18 protein-coding genes are annotated in these 17,871 nt (G+C 48.5%); 6 read left to right on the forward strand and 12 right to left on the reverse strand.

What is annotated here, in order from left to right; genetic code table 11:
- The 9 genes from P1P89_17810 to P1P89_17850 form a co-directional block, all read right to left on the reverse strand.
- The coding region (locus P1P89_17810) for a hypothetical protein (protein ID MDF1593372.1) at nt 1-185 on the reverse strand (185 nt) is incomplete at its 3' end.
- Between the two features lie 8 nt (nt 186-193).
- Entirely contained in the window at nt 194-982 is a 789-nt protein-coding gene (locus P1P89_17815) for an enoyl-CoA hydratase-related protein (protein MDF1593373.1), read from the reverse strand.
- A gap of 28 nt (nt 983-1,010) precedes the next feature.
- On the reverse strand, nt 1,011-2,003 hold the full coding sequence (locus P1P89_17820) for a tripartite tricarboxylate transporter substrate binding protein (GenBank protein ID MDF1593374.1): 993 nt from the start codon (nt 2,001-2,003) through the stop codon (nt 1,011-1,013).
- A gap of 72 nt (nt 2,004-2,075) precedes the next feature.
- Complete coding sequence (locus tag P1P89_17825; GenBank protein MDF1593375.1) at nt 2,076-3,320, reverse strand: hypothetical protein; 1,245 nt, start codon at nt 3,318-3,320, stop codon at nt 2,076-2,078.
- Between the two features lie 85 nt (nt 3,321-3,405).
- The gene (locus P1P89_17830) at nt 3,406-3,936 is read right to left on the reverse strand and encodes a 2-oxoacid:acceptor oxidoreductase family protein (protein ID MDF1593376.1); all 531 of its coding nucleotides are present in this window, start codon (nt 3,934-3,936) and stop codon (nt 3,406-3,408) included.
- Nucleotides 3,933-4,775: a thiamine pyrophosphate-dependent enzyme gene (locus tag P1P89_17835; GenBank protein ID MDF1593377.1), complete on the reverse strand. Its 843-nt coding sequence runs from the start codon at nt 4,773-4,775 to the stop codon at nt 3,933-3,935. Before P1P89_17835 ends, P1P89_17830 begins: the two co-directional genes overlap by 4 nt.
- The gene (locus tag P1P89_17840; protein ID MDF1593378.1) at nt 4,775-5,947 is read right to left on the reverse strand and encodes a 2-oxoacid:acceptor oxidoreductase subunit alpha; all 1,173 of its coding nucleotides are present in this window, start codon (nt 5,945-5,947) and stop codon (nt 4,775-4,777) included. The genes P1P89_17835 and P1P89_17840 overlap by 1 nt, the downstream gene beginning before the upstream one ends.
- Before the next feature lie 38 nt (nt 5,948-5,985).
- Entirely contained in the window at nt 5,986-7,626 is a 1,641-nt protein-coding gene (locus P1P89_17845) for an FAD-dependent oxidoreductase (GenBank protein ID MDF1593379.1), read from the reverse strand.
- A 262-nt stretch (nt 7,627-7,888) separates the two neighbouring features.
- Complete coding sequence (locus P1P89_17850) at nt 7,889-9,403, reverse strand: AMP-binding protein (GenBank protein ID MDF1593380.1); 1,515 nt, start codon at nt 9,401-9,403, stop codon at nt 7,889-7,891.
- 384 nt (nt 9,404-9,787) lie between these two features.
- Here P1P89_17850 and P1P89_17855 point away from each other — a divergent pair, with 384 nt between their 5' ends.
- The 6 genes from P1P89_17855 (at nt 9,788) to P1P89_17880 (ending at nt 15,287) form a co-directional block, all read left to right on the forward strand.
- Nucleotides 9,788-10,483, forward strand: a complete 696-nt coding sequence (locus tag P1P89_17855) for a GntR family transcriptional regulator (GenBank protein ID MDF1593381.1) — start codon at nt 9,788-9,790, stop codon at nt 10,481-10,483.
- Nucleotides 10,484-10,721: 238 nt separating this feature from the next.
- Nucleotides 10,722-11,531, forward strand: coding sequence for a cupin domain-containing protein (locus P1P89_17860; protein MDF1593382.1), 810 nt, complete (start codon nt 10,722-10,724; stop codon nt 11,529-11,531).
- A 133-nt stretch (nt 11,532-11,664) separates the two neighbouring features.
- Nucleotides 11,665-12,735 carry a tripartite tricarboxylate transporter substrate binding protein gene (locus P1P89_17865; GenBank protein MDF1593383.1) on the forward strand — a complete coding sequence of 357 codons (1,071 nt, stop codon included), beginning with the start codon at nt 11,665-11,667 and terminating at the stop codon, nt 12,733-12,735.
- A 93-nt stretch (nt 12,736-12,828) separates the two neighbouring features.
- Nucleotides 12,829-13,353, forward strand: coding sequence for a tripartite tricarboxylate transporter TctB family protein (locus P1P89_17870; protein ID MDF1593384.1), 525 nt, complete (start codon nt 12,829-12,831; stop codon nt 13,351-13,353).
- A gap of 32 nt (nt 13,354-13,385) precedes the next feature.
- Nucleotides 13,386-14,849: a tripartite tricarboxylate transporter permease gene (locus tag P1P89_17875; GenBank protein MDF1593385.1), complete on the forward strand. Its 1,464-nt coding sequence runs from the start codon at nt 13,386-13,388 to the stop codon at nt 14,847-14,849.
- Between the two features lie 45 nt (nt 14,850-14,894).
- On the forward strand, nt 14,895-15,287 hold the full coding sequence (locus tag P1P89_17880; protein ID MDF1593386.1) for a cupin domain-containing protein: 393 nt from the start codon (nt 14,895-14,897) through the stop codon (nt 15,285-15,287).
- Nucleotides 15,288-15,471: 184 nt separating this feature from the next.
- Here the strand turns inward: P1P89_17880 and P1P89_17885 are convergent, their stop codons facing one another.
- The 3 genes from P1P89_17885 to P1P89_17895 form a co-directional block, all read right to left on the reverse strand.
- A complete protein-coding gene (locus P1P89_17885; protein MDF1593387.1) occupies nt 15,472-16,383 on the reverse strand; it encodes an NAD(P)-dependent oxidoreductase in 912 nt (303 codons plus the stop codon).
- Between the two features lie 66 nt (nt 16,384-16,449).
- Nucleotides 16,450-17,262 (reverse strand): MBL fold metallo-hydrolase, encoded by an 813-nt coding sequence (locus P1P89_17890; protein MDF1593388.1) that lies wholly within the window; start codon nt 17,260-17,262, stop codon nt 16,450-16,452.
- A 12-nt stretch (nt 17,263-17,274) separates the two neighbouring features.
- Entirely contained in the window at nt 17,275-17,745 is a 471-nt protein-coding gene (locus P1P89_17895; GenBank protein MDF1593389.1) for a hypothetical protein, read from the reverse strand.
- Between the last annotated feature and the right edge of the window lie 126 nt (nt 17,746-17,871).

Raw genomic sequence — 17,871 nt, forward strand, 5'->3', positions numbered from 1 at the left:
ATTGAAAGGACTATTCCAAAAACGGCAATCAACTTTGGAAACAAGCCTGGTCCAACCACATCGGACTCTAAAGAAACGGTCATCTTGCTGCCATGATACCCATAGGGCAGCAAAATCAAAATAAACACTATTGCAACAAATCGATCGCCTGATAGAAAATTTTTTACTTTGTCGATAAATTTCATATTGAGAACTATTTCCGAAATTTATTGAAATCCGGTTTTCGGCCTTCCACCCAGGCCTTCGTTCCCTCCATTCTTTCGGGTGCATCCGAAAACAGGTCGATAAGTTCACGCGCGTGGAATAGCGCAGGATACAACATGTCAGATTTATAGTTCAAGGAAGCTTTCAAAACACGTAATGATGTTGGGCTCATTTCTAATACCTCATCACACCATTTGTCGACTTCATCGTAAAGCTGATCATGCGGTATAACTTTGTTTATAAGCCCCATCTCCAGAGCTTCCTGAGCAGTATATTCGCGTGAAAGAAAAATAATTTCCCGCGCCTTACGCTCACCAACATACAACGACATCAGCTGGGTTCCCCAAAACATCGGCATGCCTGCACGCTTGGAACCATGCTGGCCGAATACTGCCCGGTCTGAAGCGATAGCGAGATCACAAATAAGTTGCAGCTGATTGCCGCTGCCTATTGCACGGCCATTAACCGCAGCAATAACCGGCTTGCCGCAGCTCCGTACGGACAAAGCGCATTCAAGCAGTTTAATAAAATGGTTGCGATGAGTACCGGGCCTTTTGGTTAAATGCTGTTTGACCTGTCCTCCCTCGTTAAAATGGGTATCTCCGGCGCCTGTAAGAACAACAACCCCAATCGATGGGTCGCTATCAGCCGTACGAAAGGCATGGGCCAACTCAAGAAAGGTGTCACCTGTTGTTGCATTGTTAATTTCAGGACGGTTTAATGTAATCCAAGCGATGTGGGGCCGCTTTACTTCGTAAAGGATGTCCTGGTATTTCATCTGTTTTCTCTCCTTTCCGACATTTAGTTTATTTTAACAAGCCCATCTCTTTATTTTTACGCGTGTAATTATCTGCCTCTTCGTCTAAAGACCTTGCTAGTTCTTCACCGGTGATCCACTGTTCAACCAGATCATATTTTTCAACATATTTTTTCCAGTCAACGGTTTTTCGAGTCTGATCCAACAAGTTGATATAATAAGACGCCACTTCGGCAGGAATCCCCGGGGGAGCCATCAAGCCTCGGAACTGTTTGATAGGTTTAAATTTATAACCGAGTGATTCAAATGTCGGTAGGCCGGGATATTTATCAAGCGTAACTGAAGCGGCCAAGAGACGCAGTGTTCTGGCCTTAACATGCTGATCCACTTCTGAAGGTTGTTCCAAAATAAAATCAACATGTTTACCCAATAAAGCAACGACACCGGCTCCGCCGCCCTTAAAAGGAACATAAGAAAATTCAACACCAGTTTCTTCAGCCAACATTTTTGCAACGATTGAGGGGACATTTCCATATGGCCCGCCACCCTGGGTTAACTTTTTGGGATCCTTCCTTGCCGCCCCTATCACATCTTGAACACTTTTAAATTCGGATTCGGCATTCACAACCATAACCAGCGGCTCAATAGCCATTAAGGCGATAGCTGTAAAGCTACGCGGTGTAATTTCCTCCTTTTTTATAATTGGCCTGTTTATTTGTGAAGGCGTATAACCAAATAGCATGTGTGTATTTCCTTTGTTTTTTTTACTTATATACTCACGGGCTTTTTTCCCCCCAGCACCTGTAAGATTTTCAACAGACACACGTTCAGAAATTAAATTATTTTTCATCCAGATGTCAGCTATCGCTCTTAAAAAAATGTCGATTCCCGTTCCGGCACTAGCGTGGGTCACAAGGATAATATTGTCTTTGGGTTTCCAGTCTGAACTGGCTGAAGCGCTGTCAATTCTCCCCCAGGCACAAAAGAGGATAAGAGTTAAAACAATAGACAAAAAGGCCTTAATTTTGATTTTCACAAACATGATTCTCTCTCCTTTCTATGTTATAATTGTTTTAAACAGTGAGAGCCTGCGAAAGCAAGCATCTTCCTTCTATCAGGCAATCGATTTGTATAGATCTTTAAATCGATTGTCATCAAGAGCGCTTTTAATTTCAGTCGCTTTTTCTTTGACCAATTGAAGCAGCGCATCGACCCTGTCGTCCGGAAGCTTGGCAAGGCCGAGGGTGTCAATTTTCCAGGTGATATTGGCCTTGCCGGCTTTCTTGCCGATTTCAATCTGGTGTTTTTGTCCCAGCAACTCCGGACCGAAGGCCTCCACCGTCCGGGGCTCTTTCAGCAGGGCCGCCACAGGGATCCCGGCCGCCCAGCGAAACACGTTGTCGCCGACAATCGGTCGATAGGCCGGATGGCGGTAGCCGGTGAGTTCCTGTACCAGTTTGCTGAGTTCAACGAGCTTTTCGGTATTTAATGAGCAGGGTACGCCGTAGCCGACTTTCAGCGCCATGATCACCTCTTCGGTGGGTGCGTTCCCGGCCCGTTGGCCGAGTCCCCCCACCGTGGTGGAAGCGATTTGAGCCCCGGCCATTAAACCGGAAATGGTGTTGGCCACACCCAAACCGAGGTCGTTGTGGCAATGCATTTCCAACGGCAGATCAACCCAGGAACGAATTTTCTGCGTCATCCAGGTCGACGCTTCCGGAACGATCGCCCCCACCGTATCCACCACGGCAATCCGGTCCAGACAGCCGGTGGCAGCGGCATCTTTCAACAGGCGTTCTAAAAACCCCATCCGGGCCCGGGCCGTATCGATCAGAAACAGACAAACCCCCAGCCCTTTTTCCTTTTTGGCATAGGTAATGGAATCCATGACCCGGTCATAGAGCTTTTGCTCGGGCCACTCGAACTGATACATCAAGCGCGGATATCCCACCGGCACTTCCATCACGAGGCCCCACACACCGCAATCCGCCGACATATCAATATCGCTGCGCATGGCCCGGCACAAGCAGGTGATTCTGGCTTTAAGACCTGATTTGCAGATGGCCTTGATCGAATTGCGATCCTGCTGGGAAACCGGCGGAAACCCGGCTTCAATATATTGAATGCCGACCTCATCCAGCATGTGTGCAATGCGAACCTTGTCATCGGTATCCAGGTTGATTCCCGGCGCCTGCTCGCCATCCCGCAGGGTGGAGTCATGGATGATTACCTCGGGCGGCATCTTTCGTGTTTTCATCAGCTCCGGTGCAAAATTGTGCTGGCTGACCCAGACATGCGCTTGCCGCCAGGGACCGTTTTCAATTGAAGGATCCGGAACCAAATCATCTTTTTGCGTCATCAATCAACCTCCATATATTGTTTGGGCATGCGTTATTTTCGTCTAATGTTAAATGAAATACTGTGGTTATCTATTTTAATAAACTTCATTGAGATGGTATTTCAAAGCCTATCTCAAAAGCCTTCCTGTTTTCCGCTTTGAATTTCGGAATGACCGCATGAATCGTCGCGATCATATTTTCCTTATCCAGAAATTCCGTTACCCTTGTCAGGGCGCCCAGCATAATCGTGTTTGCATAGATCGGCCTGCCTAGTTTTTCCATGGCCGTGTCTTTGGCGGGCACGGCAATTTGCCGAAACGGTTTGCTCTCATCGATCTCTACCATTGAAGGGTCATAGAGAACCACGCCCCCTTTCATCATATGGCCGAACTGTTTGTATGCCGCCGAAGAAAACGAACAGAAGTAATCCGGCTCTTCCACCAGGGGGCTGTCGATTTCCTCCTTGGATATGACGACCTGGGTCCGTACGTAGCCGCCGCGTTGCTCGGTGCCGTGGCTTTTGAGCATCGTCACCCGGAAGCCCTGGTTCACAGCCGCCGTTCCAACAATTTGTCCCAGCCGTACCACGCCCTGACCGCCGAACCCGCTGGCCAGTATCTCAATTCGATCCTTCATCCTGACACCTCCCGCTGGATCTCAGCTGTTTTTTCTTTAACGGATTGTGAAAACTCCGCTCTGGTATTGCTGGCATCATGGTAAATTCCTGTGCGCCAGAAGATCTCCCGGCCGCCGGCCTCCTGCCCCAGCGGCGCGGCATGATTCCTGACCCAGTTGAACATGTTCACGGAATTACGGGAACCCAGCGCATTTTTGGCAAAATTGGTAATACAGGGAAAAACGCAATGGACCAGGGAAAATCCATTATTCTGCAATGCTTTTTTAAGGGTGTCGACCAGGGGGCGCCCTTCCATGCTGACATGTCTTGCCAGGAAGGTGGCGCCGGCCGCCTGGATGATGTTTAAAACGTCTCTGCCCGACTGGACCCAGTTGGGTTCGTACATCCCGTAGGGGCTGCTGTCCGTTTTGACGCCCGGCGGCGTGGTCCAGCCATACTGCCCGCCGGTGGATTGATATCCCAAGTTGTCGCACACCAGTACGGTCATTTGGGTGTTGGTGCGTGCGGCATGCAGCAGGTGGTTCAGCCCGATGCCGAAGGCATCGCCGTCGCCCACTGTCAGTACGATTTTCATCTCCGGCGCAATGGCCAGCCTGAGGCCCCTGGCTATGGCATAGACACGCCCGTGCGTACCGGCAAAGTTATCTCCTTTCCAGGTGCCGAATGTCTGGCGCCCGGAACACCCGATGGAGGTGCCCCAGAGGATGTCATCAATACCGAAGTTCAGCTCATCAATAGCCTGAACAAATGCCTTATGCGCCTGCCCGAGCCCGCAGCCTGAACAGGCCGTACTCGGTATCTTCCTTGCTCTTAAATATTTTTCCGACAATTTATCCATTACCATGCCTCCCTTTCCCATCCGATCCGGCCCAACGGTTCTCCCCTTAGGAGTTTGTCGAAAGTTTCGTGCAGTTCCGTGACGGTGGGCAGCTCACCGCACTTCCCGAAAAAATGTACCGGGCTGTCACAGGGAGTCGCCCGCTGAACCTCCCGAACCATCTGCCCGTCATAAAGCAGTTCCACGGTAAGATAAATGGCCTTGCGGGTAAAGGCTTCATCCGGAAACGGCCAAAGGGATACGGGTCGGATCATTCCGACCTTCACCCCCTTTTCCCTGGCCTTTTTGACTGCCGTCTTAACCGTCCGGGAAGGCGTCCCATAAGCCACCACGATGAGCTCCGGGTCATCATCCAGAAAAAGTTCTTCATATCGGGTGATCACATCCCGGTTGTTGCGGATCTTGTAGATCATCCGGTAGGAATGTTTGTGGTGGGCCTCCACCGTTTCGATATCATACCCCTCTTCGGTGGGCGTCCAGTCCGAGCACATTGCGCCGGTACCCTTGCCCAAAACCACCGGAGGGATATCGATCGCATCGGAGGGGGGGTAAAAATCGGGTCCGGCATTCACCTTGCGCTCTACAAACCGCATTCCCATTGCGGTTTTTTCTTCGTCGGTCTCCGGGACGCTGATGTCCTCCAACCCGTCGGTAATCAACTGGTCGGCCAGCACGGTCACCGGCGTTCGAAATCTTTCCGAAAGATAGAACGCTTCAACAGTTAATTCCATGGCCTCCTGAGCGCTATTGGGGGCCAGCACGATGGTCTCGTAATTGCCGCCCTGGGTTGGATAGCGTGAGTTGTAGAACTCACCCTGTCCGGGAGCGCCGGTTATTCCGCTCACCGGTCCGACCCGCTGGGAATTGAGCACGACAATGGGAATTTCACAACCGATGGCCCAGCCGTAAGGGTCCGCATAAAGAATAAAGCCGGGTCCTGAAGTCGCCGTCATGGTTTTCATGCCGCCGGCAGCAGCGCCGACAGCGATATGCATGGCCGCACACTCATCTTCCGCCTGCACATAATAACCGCCGACTTTGGGCAATTCCACCGACATTGCTTCGGCAATTTCCGTGGCCGGGGTAATCGGATAGCCGGCAAACAGGCGGCAGCCCGCCATAATGGCCCCTTCCGTAACGGCAAAATTTCCGGTTTCCAGAAAACGTTTCATCTCAACAAGTCCTCTTTTGTCATAGGGTCAACATTCATTTATCTATTTACTTCCGCTACTTCGATTGAAAAATCGGGGCAAACATAATAGCAGGCCTTGCACCCCACGCATCTTTCCGGATGTACGGCCTTAACCGGCCGATAACCACGATCATTAAAGAGTTCGGAATGCTCAAAAACCCCGAGTTTACACACTTCGATACAATAGTTGCAGTCTTTACACCCGTCACCGCTGACATCCACCCTAAATTCCCTGGCGTCGCACCCTCTGCAGCGCTCGGCTTCTTTACAGGCCACGTCCTCGGTCAATTCCCCTTCAACGGTGCAAAATCCGGATATACGTTCCGACAGGGGGGTGCACGGAACCGTTACCCGGGGTCGGCCTTCAGCCTGATAATCCAAAACGACGACTTCTTCCTTAGGTGGCGCCAGCGCCTGGTCAATCATGCCATTTCCGCCCAGATACCGGTCAATTGATGCCGCAGCCCTTCTCCCGTCCGCAATGGCTTCAATAATCGATGCCGGTCCATGGGTCAGATCGCCGCCGGCGAAAACCCCTTTTTGACCGGTCTCCCGTGAGTCGGCATTCACCCGGACAAAGCCGTTCGCTCCGGCCGAGAGTCCAAGAACCCCAGGGATATCCGTTTGTTGACCGATGGCAAAGATGACGGTATCGTAATTTTCCTGATATTCGCTTCCCTGGATCGCTGTGGGTGCAGGACGGCCGCTCGCATCCGGTTTGCCGAGCTGCATGCGGTGAAAACGGACATTTAAAAGACCCGCGTTCGAATCGATTTTCACCGGTGCTGTCAGATAATCCATCCGGACACCCTCCATCAGGGCATTGCCGACTTCCTCCGCATAGGCTGTCATCTCTTTTTCAGTCCTGCGGTATTTGACAAAGACCTCTTTAGCGCCAAGACGAATGGCGCTGCGAGCCGCATCCACAGCCGTATTGCCGCCCCCGATCACCGCTACACGGTCTCCCACATGAACCTTCTCGCCTTTGTTCACTTTTTTCAAAAAAGCAATGCCGTCCAAAACGCCCAAGGCATCATTTCCGGAAATACCCGGCCGGACACCCTGCTGGGCGCCGCAACCCAGATAGACCGCATCAAATCCCTCTTTAAACAGTCGTTCAAGGTCATCCACCCGGTGGTTGACTGCCAACGTGACACCCAAGTCATCGAGATATTGAATCTCTTTTTCAAGGGCCTCCCTGGGAAGCCGGTATTCGGGTATCCCCATCCGCAGCATACCGCCCAGCTTGTCATTCTCCTCGAATACGGTTACCGAGTGGCCCAGAACGGCAAGATAATAGGCCACCGTCAGACCGCTGGGGCCCGATCCGATAACCGCTATTTTTTTGCCGGAATCCGGCGCAATTTCGATATTTTTTTTCCAGAGTTCGCCTCCCCTTTCGGCAGCCGTCCGTTTCAGGGAACGGATCGCAATCGGTTCGCCGAATTGGCGGTTGCCGCAATTCGCTTCACAGGGGCTGTAGCAGGCATAGCCGCACACATGCGGAAACGGTATCTTCTCACGAATCACGGCCAGGGCTTCATCAAATTTCCCTGCTTTGATATAGCGGATGTAGCGGGGAACATCTATTTCAGCCGGACACGCGCTCTGGCACGGAGACGGTCTCAGGTCTTTCTTAGAAATTCGTTTTGAATCCATGTCAACGGACCTCCAATATATGAATATGAAAAGGCGGAATTATTCATTGCAATCTGGAAATGAGTCTATAAAAGATGCAAGCCTCAAAAAATCTGTTATCAGAAAACAGTGATTGGATACCAAAGCTGATTATCGCTGTCAAACAAATTCTGGAATGATTTTTTATAAGCACAATAACATATCAATAACATTATTAATATAATATATTAAAATGAATATCAAATAGTATATATTTGGTATACCTAATTTATTTTTATGCTGTTTATATCAACAACTCGCGCAGCTTTAAGCGCTGGACTTTTCCCGATGGACCCTTGGGAAGCGCCTCAATAATCTTGATAATCCCTGGTGTTTTGAACTCGCCCAGATGTTCCCGGCAGTGCCGGCGCAATTCTTCTTCGGTTGCCGTCATGTCCGGCTTAAGGACGACACAACACATGATGTCTTCACCATAATGGGCGTCTGGAATTCCCACAGCCCCGGCATCAAGCACGGCCGGATGTTTATAAAGCGCCTCATCAATTTCTCTTGGCGCAATATTTTCTCCCCCCTTGATAATCAATTCCTTAATTCTACCGCTGACAAAAACGAAACCGTCCTCGTCCATGTACCCCAGATCACCGGTATGGAACCAACCGTCCGGGTCGATGGCCTTGGCCGTCAATTCCGGTTCCTTGTAGTAACATTTCATAACATTATCACCCCGGACCATTATTTCACCCTGCCGGCCGATGGGGACCTCATTGCCGCTATTGTCTATTATTTTGGCCTCATTTCCGACCGGGACGCCCGGGGAGCCGTATTTCCTGTCGCCGGGATCAATGGGATTGCTGAAAACCGGCGCTGCCGTCTCGGTCAGCCCCATGGTTTCAACGATGGTCACCTTGAATTTTTCTTCAAATGCCTTGTGAAGGGCTGGGGGCAGCGCCGAGGATGCGCTGCGGCCGAAACGAAGCCTTGAAAAGTTCAGGTTTTCATCTTGTTGGCATTCATCGCAGCACAGATAGGAAATAATCGTCGGCACGACACTGAACCAGGTGCACTTAAAATCAGAAATTAAATTCCAAAATTTGGCGGCACTGAATTTGCGGGGCATCACCACGCTGCCGCCGCTTACCAGGGGCGCAATGATGGTAACCACTTCTCCGTTGATGTGATAGAGCGGGAGGGAGCACAGCGCCCTGTCTTCAGCAGTCAACCGATGCGCCATCGTGGTGAAACGACCGCCGGCCATCAGATTCTTGTGGGTCAGAATCACGCCCTTGGGCTTGCCCGTGGTTCCGGAGGTGTATAGTAAAAGGGCTTCATCTTCTTGGGTTACATCCGGCAACTTAAAGTTAGAAAAATCATCATCACTTGTGAAAATGCTTTCGGCATCCATATCAACCGATACCGTCGGGATGCTCCGTTTAATATTCCGGAGCGCTTTTTCCAGAAAAGGCCGGTAAGGTTCTTCGCAGAAAACAAGGCGGGCATCCGAATGGTTAAGAACATATTCAAGCAGAGAGGACTGGGCCATCAGGTTTAAAGGGGCTGCCACAAAGCCGGCATACATGGCGCCCAGAAAAATCTTGGCGGTCTGATACCCATTACTCAACATAAACGAAACCTTGTCACCCTTGTGTAAGCCACGGCTCATCAGATACTTGCCCAGCCGTTCCGAATCGGACTTGAGCTGCTCATAAGAGAGAAAAAGCCCGGGTTCAGGCGCAATCATAAAAGTCTTATCTTTATATTCTCCAGCCTGATAATCGATCATGTATCTGAGTGTATTCATCGCAATGCTCACAAAAATTGGTTAATGATAACGCTGCTAAAGGTTACTCCCTGATTGACATCTGATAGCACAAGACTCGAAAAAGAAAAATGAAAAGCGCCTTCAAAAATTTTATCCCTTGCTTCATGACAGCCGGCTGTCGCACCTGCCTGTAAAATCTCGAATGATGACCGCGTTGCTATGTCGGCGTAAAATGATTTTAAGGTAACCACAGCCCATAAAATTCTTTATAATCGCAATTGATACCATATTAATTAGTATTTGGTATTCCAATTACTTTTAAAAATATTAATCATTATTTATGTTTTATAATTAAATATCATAGTGTTATAAATTTTTTAATTTCACTTGACATGGCATGCTATTAATTGGTATTCGAATATCATGGCAGTGCGCTCAAACATAACCGCCAAAGGCAAACTGAACAATCTGGCCTATCAACAATTGAAAGAGATGGTTGTCAGCGGCGAGGTCTCCCAGGAAAACCCGCTCGTGGAGCGCACGATCAGCAAAAAGCTCAATATGAGCCGGACGCCGATAAAGCATGCCATCAGTCGCCTGCAGCAGGAAGGTCTTATCAGGGTTGTTCCCCGCCATGGTGTTTTTCCCATCATTATCACATACGCAGAATATAAAAATATTATTGAAATAAGAGAAGTCCTGGAAGGCTTGGCAGCCCGTTTAGCCGTCGAACATTTTTCGAATGCTAAATTGCGGGAGTTAAGAAATATTTTTCACAATCTCGGCGATATACGTGACGCCAATAAAGTCAGCCATAATGATTTTGCCCTGGCGAATGTCGCCTTTCATCGTGCGATCCTGGAGCACAGCAATAATCCCAAGCTGATCGAAACCGTCAAAAGCTTATATGACCACCTCAACCTGGTACGGCTCAAAACGATTGAAATGACAGACCGGCGAAATCGTTCCGTGAATGAACATGAAATGATATTATCGGCATTAGAGTCCCGTAACGCCGATGAAGCTGAAAAAGCAATGCGGACCCACATCTGTACGTTAAAAAAAGATATCGAAAGAGCAGTTCAGAAAAATCCTGATTTCTTCGCGAATGCAAAATAAGGGTTTCTACACGAAAGGCCCATCGCTCTTTCTCTCAAGTTTTTATCAAAACGACAGCCCAGGTATTAGCATTTCGTTCGATGATTTTGCGAGTCTCTTTAATTCTCCGAGCTTTTAATATTAAGTTCGCTAAAAACTGACCAAACGTTCTATTTTTCCGTCGGGGAATGACGCGGACACGATTTTATTTTTTTATGACTGATTAAGCCGCAAACACACGACAAGTGAGGAGTGACAAATGCCGTTTTACAGGTTTGAAAAACTGGAAAGTAAATTTATGACGCCCCGGCTCTCAACCGCCCACGGACCGATGATTGAGGGAGACTTTATCTATTTCTGTCTGGTCTCCAAAGAACCGGGGGCCGGGTCGGTTGTCCATTATCATCCCAATGAGCTGTTTATTTTTCCGACTGTCGGCAAAATCAATTCGCTGGTCGGCAGGGATCGCCGCATGGTCCCGCCCGGCACCTTCATCCATATTCCGCCTTATGGCCGGCACCAAATGACGGCGACCGAAGACGGACGCCTCAGTTATCTTTACATCAAAGATAAGACCTGGACGGTTGTGGGCCTGGCCGTAGACGAGGCCGTTCCGGAGAAAGCCACATCCCTGGAAGAAGCAAACACGGAATTTCAAAAATCAGGGTGGACGCTGGGCAAAGGTGAAATAAAAAAGGAGGCAGGCGAATCCTCAGTGCGTATCGACGATCTGGGGAATTGTTATTATCCCATCATAGATGCTTTTGATTCACCACCTGCTTCGGGAAATCGCTTTTATAGATTTCGAGGTGATCGGATGCACTTCGGCTTTACCGAACTGATAAATCCCTATGAGGAGCGTCATCAGGAGAGCCCCCATGAACAGTTTATATACGTTCTCTCTGGAACCCTGGATGCCGTATGGGAAGATGAACACGAGGTGCTTACCGCCGGCGGCATCATGCACATACCCAAAGGGTCGCATTACGGCATTTCATACATCCCAAAGAGCCCGGTACGATACGTTACCGTGGAATCGGCCGCGTTACTTGAATCAGCCGTTGGATAATGTTTTAACGGCCACAGGGTTTAGGGTTTATTGAATGGCGCTTATTGAAACCAACCGGAATCGTTAAAGGGGGTGATGCAATCGGCACTGACTGATTAAAACCAATTAACAGCAACCTTGAAAGAAGAAAATTATGATCGACATTACAAGAAGACGGTTTATGGAATATGTCATGGCATCCGGCGCAACCCTGATGCTTCCCAAATTCAGCTTCGGTGCCAATTGGCCCGATCGGCCGATTACAGGGGTTATCGGTTACTCAGCCGGCGGCGGTACCGACACGATCGCAAGGGGTATTGCCGGCGGGATGGAGCCCTTCATCGGCGGCACCGTTAATTGCATCAACCAGCCGGGTGCAACCGGTGGCATTGCAACGGATTTCGTTTTAAAAAAACCCTCCGACGGTTACTGGCTGCTCTTTACATCCAATTACAACAAGTTCTTAAGGGTAACCAAGAAACACGACTCCATTCCCTGGAAAGAGTGGCAATTTTATCGGCTGTCCTCAACCATGATGAGTTTTGCCGTCACGCCCGACTCACCCATTAAAGATTTCAGTGATTTTATAGATATGGCCAAGAAGAACCCCGGCAAAATTTCCATCGGGAATTCCGGAGTCGGCGGAACCTGGCATATCGGCGCACTCTTGCTGGAAAAAGCGGCCGGAATTAAACTGCACCATATCGCCTACAAAGGCGGTAAAAAAGCGACACTGGCAGCGCTGCAGGGTGAAATTGATATTGTCGGCAATGGCATCCATGAGCAGATCAGCACCATTAAGGCCGGCAAACTTAGAAATCTTTGCGTTTTTGATTCCAAGCCAATGAAGCTGGGAGGCTTTGAATTTGAACCCATTACAAAATACCTTCCGGCTGCAGCGGACGACTGTCCCTATGGTGGCGGGACCACACCCGCATTAAAACGCGATACGGATCCTGAAATTCTAAAAAAATATGCAATGGCTTTTGAAAAGGGGCAAAACGATAAGAATTACACCCAGATTCTGGCCAAAAAAGGAATCAACAAGCTCTTTCGATTTGGCGCTGATGCCGACAAGGATGCTGCCAGAAATGAAGTCGTCACCGCAACGCTTCTTTATGAAAGCGGCGTCGGCAAGGCCCATCCCCAAAAGGATTTAGGCCTGCCGAAGTTGGAAGACTTTAACAGCTGGTGGCCGCCGAAGGATTATCAACCCATGTTCTAATAAGATTACTTCGGTTTCAATCCAGGCATGATATTTTTCTGAGGGAACGGAACTGTTTTTGCGGTTCCGTTCCCTCCGTATAGGGAGGGTTTCTTGGACAACGAAAAAAACAAAAAAATGATCTTATATGATCTGGCCTTTGGTATTATACTGATTACGGTTTGTGCATTTTTTATCTTTAAATCGGCCACCATGCCCCGCCCGAGAACCTGGTTGACCGCCCCAGGTACGCCTCCTCTGATAATATTCATATCTTTGGGTTGCATGGGACTATCACTGTTCATCAACGCAATCAGGGCCAGAGGGCTGCAGATACTCAAAGAGAGATGGAGCCGAGTGGATGCCCGGACAAGTTCTTTGAATCAACTTTTAAGAAACAAAACGGTTTTGCTGACAATCATTTTCTTTTTTTATTTTATCGTTTTTACCAAAATATTTCCTTTTGAGCTTTCAACATTTATTTATCTGTTTATTACATTTAAAATTTTCTGGAAACGCACTACGCTCATCACGCTGGTCACAACCTTATTGATAACCATTTCCTTTTCCTATGTGTTTTCAGAAGTTTTTAAGGTCATGCTGCCGGGTGTTGCCTGGCGCGATTTTTTACCTGTCTAATTATTAATTCATACCAATTCTGGGAGTTTGATATGGAGTTCGAATGGGTTTCAATACTGAGTCCTTACATGATATTTCTTTCCCTGGGTGGAACGGCGTTGGGGATCATCTGGGGAGCCATGCCCGGTTTGTCCACAAACATGGCCATGGCGCTATTGCTGGGGCTTACTTACAAGATGAGCGCACCGGTCGCCGTTGTATTTCTGATTTCAACTCTGACCGGTTCGGTTTTTGGGGGTGCAATTTCGGCGATTCTGATCAACATTCCGGGAACGCCGGATGCCGTCCCCACCCAGCTGGCCGGATTCCCGCTTGCCAAACAAGGCCAGGGCGGTTTGGCCCTCGGCTGCGCCATTTTCTTTTCCTTTATCGGAAACTGGATTGGAATCGTCGCGCTGATCGCATTTGTTCCCGTTATCATTAATATTGCGCTGAAGTTCAGTTCCTGGGAGATTTTTTTGCTGGCCATGGTCGGTGTGGCCATCAGCGGCACCATTACGGCAGGTGAAAGGCCCCTGAAAGGATGGATTGCCGGCTGGATCGGTCTGGCGATTGCGTTTGTCGGGAAAGAACCCATATTCGGCGTCGACCGCTTTACATTTGATTACGACATGCTGTCAAGCGGCATCCATTTTTTGCCGGTTATGATCGGCCTGTTCGGCTTGACCGAAATTATAAAGGTCCTGCAGAAGGAGGAAACATATACCATCCCATCTGAAGTGGGCAAAATTTTTCCGTCATTTTCTTTTATGAAAAAATTCTGGAAGTCCGGCATCCGATCGGGCATCATCGGAACAATCATCGGCGCCATACCGGGAACCGGAGCGAATGTCGCAACATTTGTCAGCTATAATGTCGGGGAGCAGATCAGCAAAAAAGATTTTTCCAAGGGAAGTTTTGACGGCGTCATCTGCTCTGAAGTTGCAAATAACGCTACCATTGGCGGCGGTTTGCTTCCCACGCTTACCTTGGGAATCCCCGGAAACAATTCCTCTGCGATATTTCTGGCTGCTTTGAATCTGCATGGGATAATCGTGGGTCCTTCCATTAACCTGGAGCACCCGGGGTTTATGTATTTTCTATACGCATCCCTTCTGATGGCGAATTTTCTCATGTATGGGATGGCGTTTGCCCTGATTAGGCCGAGTCTGAAAATATTTTCTCTGCCGCGGGAATTCCTCATGCCGGTTATTGCGCTGTTTTGTCTCATCGGAACCTATACGCTGCACTATTCTTTTTTTGAAGTCATCATCATGTTTTCGTTCGGCCTCATCGGATATTGGTTCAACAGAATGAAATATCCGTTTGCGCCTCTGGTTCTCGGTATCATTCTTGGACCGATGGCTGATGAGAATTTGCGCAGGACGCTTGACATACACCGCGACAATTTTGCCGAACTCCTCTTTCGCCCCATCGGCCTGATATTGTTATTGCTCGTATTTTGGTCGTTTTATTACAGCATCAGAAAATCTTTCAAACCAAATGCGACTTTATGATTTTTTGTAAAAGTTATCATAACCCATAAATAACCTGGAGGAAAAATGCCGATCTACCACATCGCCGAAATGAAAAAGGAAAACCCGGATATCAATCCCGCCATGATTGTTCAGACGGTGGGCGGAGAGTTTATGAAGGCCGCCATCGTCACCAAGCCGGAGGGTGAAGGCCCACCGCTCCACAACCATCCCAACGAAGAACAGTTTACCCTGATTCTGGATGGAAAGCTTCACTTCATTCTGGGGGATGAAGACCGGATTGTTGAACGGGGAGATCTTATTCACATACCTCGATTTACCGATCACCGCAGCCGGTCTGTGGGAGGACCGGCTACATTCTTCACCGTCAAATCCCCGGCGGGGAGCGGGGACATCATGCAGGACTACCGCAAGGCAGCTGATGCTGAAAAAGCGGAAGACAAGTATCCGGGGAAATGATTGAAAATTGATTGTTGTGTAAAAAGTATTCCAATCGTCATGCCGGACTTGAGGAGCCTGTCCCGCACTGCGATGCGGGGGCATCCAGAACCGTATGGAATTTCTGGATTCCCGCCTTCGCGGGAATGACGCTAAAGGTCGAATTAAGACTTTTACGAAGTCATCAAAATTGCGCAGTTAAATCTTATTTGCGATTTAACTGCGCCCAGTCTTCAAGGACGGCGCAGACGGACGCGGTATCCTGCTCCTCAAACCCCTTGGCCATAGCGCCCAAATAAACCTGGATACTGTTTGAAAAAAGCGGCGTCGGACAGTTCAGGCTTTTCGCAAAATCGGCGATGATGCTCAAATCCTTCTGGAAAATTTTTATCTTCATGCTGGCATTGTCATAATCGTTTTTCACCATGCGCGGCGCCCGGACTTCGAACATTCGGGATCGGCCTGAACTGTCGCACATGACCTTGTAAATCATTTCAGGATCCAGGCCGGCCTTCATGCCAAACACCATCGCTTCAGCCGCCGAGACATTATGAATGGCGACCAGCAAATTCGCCACCAGCTTCATCTTGCTGCCGTTGCCGAACTTCCCCAGATAATAGTTTGATCGCGCAAACGCCTCGATGACCGGAATACATTTTTCATATGAATCCTGAGGCCCGCTGCCGTATACCACCAGGTCTTTCTGAGCGGCCCGAGCACCCCCGCTGATGGGGCAGTCCATGAGGATCATACCCGCTTTTCGCATATCTTCACAGGCCCTCTCTTTATCTGCAACAGCCAATGTGCTGCACTCCATGACAATCAAACCTTCGCGCCGGGACGACAATATCCCCTCTGCGCCCCACACCACTTCCTGAAAGGCGGACAGGCTCGGCAGAAACATTAAAAGTACGTCCGCCTTCTGCGCGACTTCCCGGCAAGAAGATACGGCCTGGCCGCCGTTTTCTACCAGGATATCGATCCTTTGTTTAAGTACGTCATAACCCCAAACGGCAAAGCCTTCTTTGACAATGTTAGCGGAAATCGCTGTTCCCATAAACCCAAGCCCGATGACCCCGACCGTCATATGGTTCTTATTTTTTGTTTTTAGATTCACCGCACCCCCTCATAGCTGAAAATTAAAATTTTATTAGCTGCAAATAAGGAACCAAAAATAATTGGTTCAGGATCGTGCAGATCCTAAAGCAGACCGAACCATATTGGCGAAACTGGCATTTCCCAGGGTCACCCACTTAACCATTCTGTCCTGACCGGATGAAAACTTCCGAATGATTGCCCGCTCGGAATATCCCTTCCGGAACATCGTAAGAACATTCCCGTAAAAATCCTCCAGAAAGAGCAGCTTACTTTTTAATCGCATTTTGCCATTCTGGAGACAGGGTCTGTGGGCACAGAAAACCGATTCAAAATCGAACCTCAATACCTTTTTCAGGGACTCGATCTGTTCGGCCAAGTTTTCGTCAGCCCGAAAATATTTTATTTTATCTCCCAGATACAGATCGCCTGAAAATAACCAGCCCTTACTTTCCTTCAAGTACACGGTATGATCTTTCGAATGCCCGGGGGTGTGGATGGGTTTAAATCTGCAGCGCTCTGTTTCATAAATGCTGTCGAACGGAACCATCTCGGTTTGGCCCGCTCTTCCCCAGACATAGAATTGATAGGGACGGATGCTGAAACCGCTTTCCATCAGCCTGCAGGTTTCCGGGTGGCCGGTCACATCGACGCCATAAAGCCTTTTGATTGCCGCCGCATTGCCGCTGTGATCTTCATGATGATGGGTCAGCAGGATACCGTCTATTTTTTTCCCCGAAAGCAGCCGGATGACGCTCGCTTGCATATTGCGCTGGCCGGTGTCAACTAAATGCCCATCGACCCAATACATATAGACCGACATCAGCGGACGCCCGAAAGGTCCAAAACCAAGCTGAAAGGCTTCAATTTCTCCGAAAATCTCTCTTTGTACGATGTTCATTAAGTATCTTATTTATTTAACTACTTTATATATTATTATTTTTTCTACATGATTTTTTCCTATACTGAAGGGCAATATTCCATAAACGGATTCATATGTTAAGAATGAATAAAAATTTGCCTGTTCCCCCATATAATTATTCATGGTCCGAAACGGCAAGATAGGAGTAAATGTTTTTGCTTGAATAAAACGAAGGCGGCTGGTCAATTCAGAGCTGAGTTTCTGCGGCCAGGCCAGTGCACAGGTTACCAGAAGATCATTTTGTTTTAAATCATTACTTTCCTGAGCATAGGCCAAAAATCCTTTTTGTTCCATATAATACTGAAAACCCCAATGTCCTGTAAAATATACCGACGATTCTTTTTCTCTTGAAATATTTTTATCGACATATAGGGCCATCTTCCGGTAAATGCCCGCCAGTTCGTAATCGGCAATAGACACGGTTACCCCTATACAAAGCATTCCAAAAAGTGTCGCTGCCAATATTTTCACTTCCTTTTTCGGAACAATTCTGATGGAATATTTGTAATTATTCACGGGGTTGACTAGTAAATCAGCTAAGTCAGCCAGGCTAAATTTGGTTTTTGATGTTTAAAGTATGATGAAATG

Source organism: Desulfobacterales bacterium, from assembly GCA_029211065.1.
In the GTDB taxonomy this organism is placed as follows: Bacteria; Desulfobacterota; Desulfobacteria; order Desulfobacterales; family JARGFK01; genus JARGFK01.

Excerpts from the sequence above, each read along its gene's own strand:
- P1P89_17880 (MDF1593386.1), top strand. The coding sequence starts at position 14,895 with ATGCCGATCTACCACATCGCCGAAATGAAAAAGGAAAACCCGGATATC.
- P1P89_17830 (MDF1593376.1), bottom strand. The coding sequence starts at position 3,936 with ATGAAGGATCGAATTGAGATACTGGCCAGCGGGTTCGGCGGTCAGGGC.
- P1P89_17855 (MDF1593381.1), top strand. The coding sequence starts at position 9,788 with ATGGCAGTGCGCTCAAACATAACCGCCAAAGGCAAACTGAACAATCTG.
- P1P89_17845 (MDF1593379.1), bottom strand. The coding sequence starts at position 7,626 with ATGGATTCAAAACGAATTTCTAAGAAAGACCTGAGACCGTCTCCGTGC.
- P1P89_17825 (MDF1593375.1), bottom strand. The coding sequence starts at position 3,320 with ATGACGCAAAAAGATGATTTGGTTCCGGATCCTTCAATTGAAAACGGT.
- P1P89_17860 (MDF1593382.1), top strand. The coding sequence starts at position 10,722 with ATGCCGTTTTACAGGTTTGAAAAACTGGAAAGTAAATTTATGACGCCC.
- P1P89_17840 (MDF1593378.1), bottom strand. The coding sequence starts at position 5,947 with ATGAAACGTTTTCTGGAAACCGGAAATTTTGCCGTTACGGAAGGGGCC.
- P1P89_17820 (MDF1593374.1), bottom strand. The coding sequence starts at position 2,003 with ATGTTTGTGAAAATCAAAATTAAGGCCTTTTTGTCTATTGTTTTAACT.
- P1P89_17850 (MDF1593380.1), bottom strand. The coding sequence starts at position 9,403 with ATGAATACACTCAGATACATGATCGATTATCAGGCTGGAGAATATAAA.
- P1P89_17835 (MDF1593377.1), bottom strand. The coding sequence starts at position 4,775 with ATGGATAAATTGTCGGAAAAATATTTAAGAGCAAGGAAGATACCGAGT.
- P1P89_17865 (MDF1593383.1), top strand. The coding sequence starts at position 11,665 with ATGATCGACATTACAAGAAGACGGTTTATGGAATATGTCATGGCATCC.
- P1P89_17815 (MDF1593373.1), bottom strand. The coding sequence starts at position 982 with ATGAAATACCAGGACATCCTTTACGAAGTAAAGCGGCCCCACATCGCT.
- P1P89_17890 (MDF1593388.1), bottom strand. The coding sequence starts at position 17,262 with ATGAACATCGTACAAAGAGAGATTTTCGGAGAAATTGAAGCCTTTCAG.
- P1P89_17875 (MDF1593385.1), top strand. The coding sequence starts at position 13,386 with ATGGAGTTCGAATGGGTTTCAATACTGAGTCCTTACATGATATTTCTT.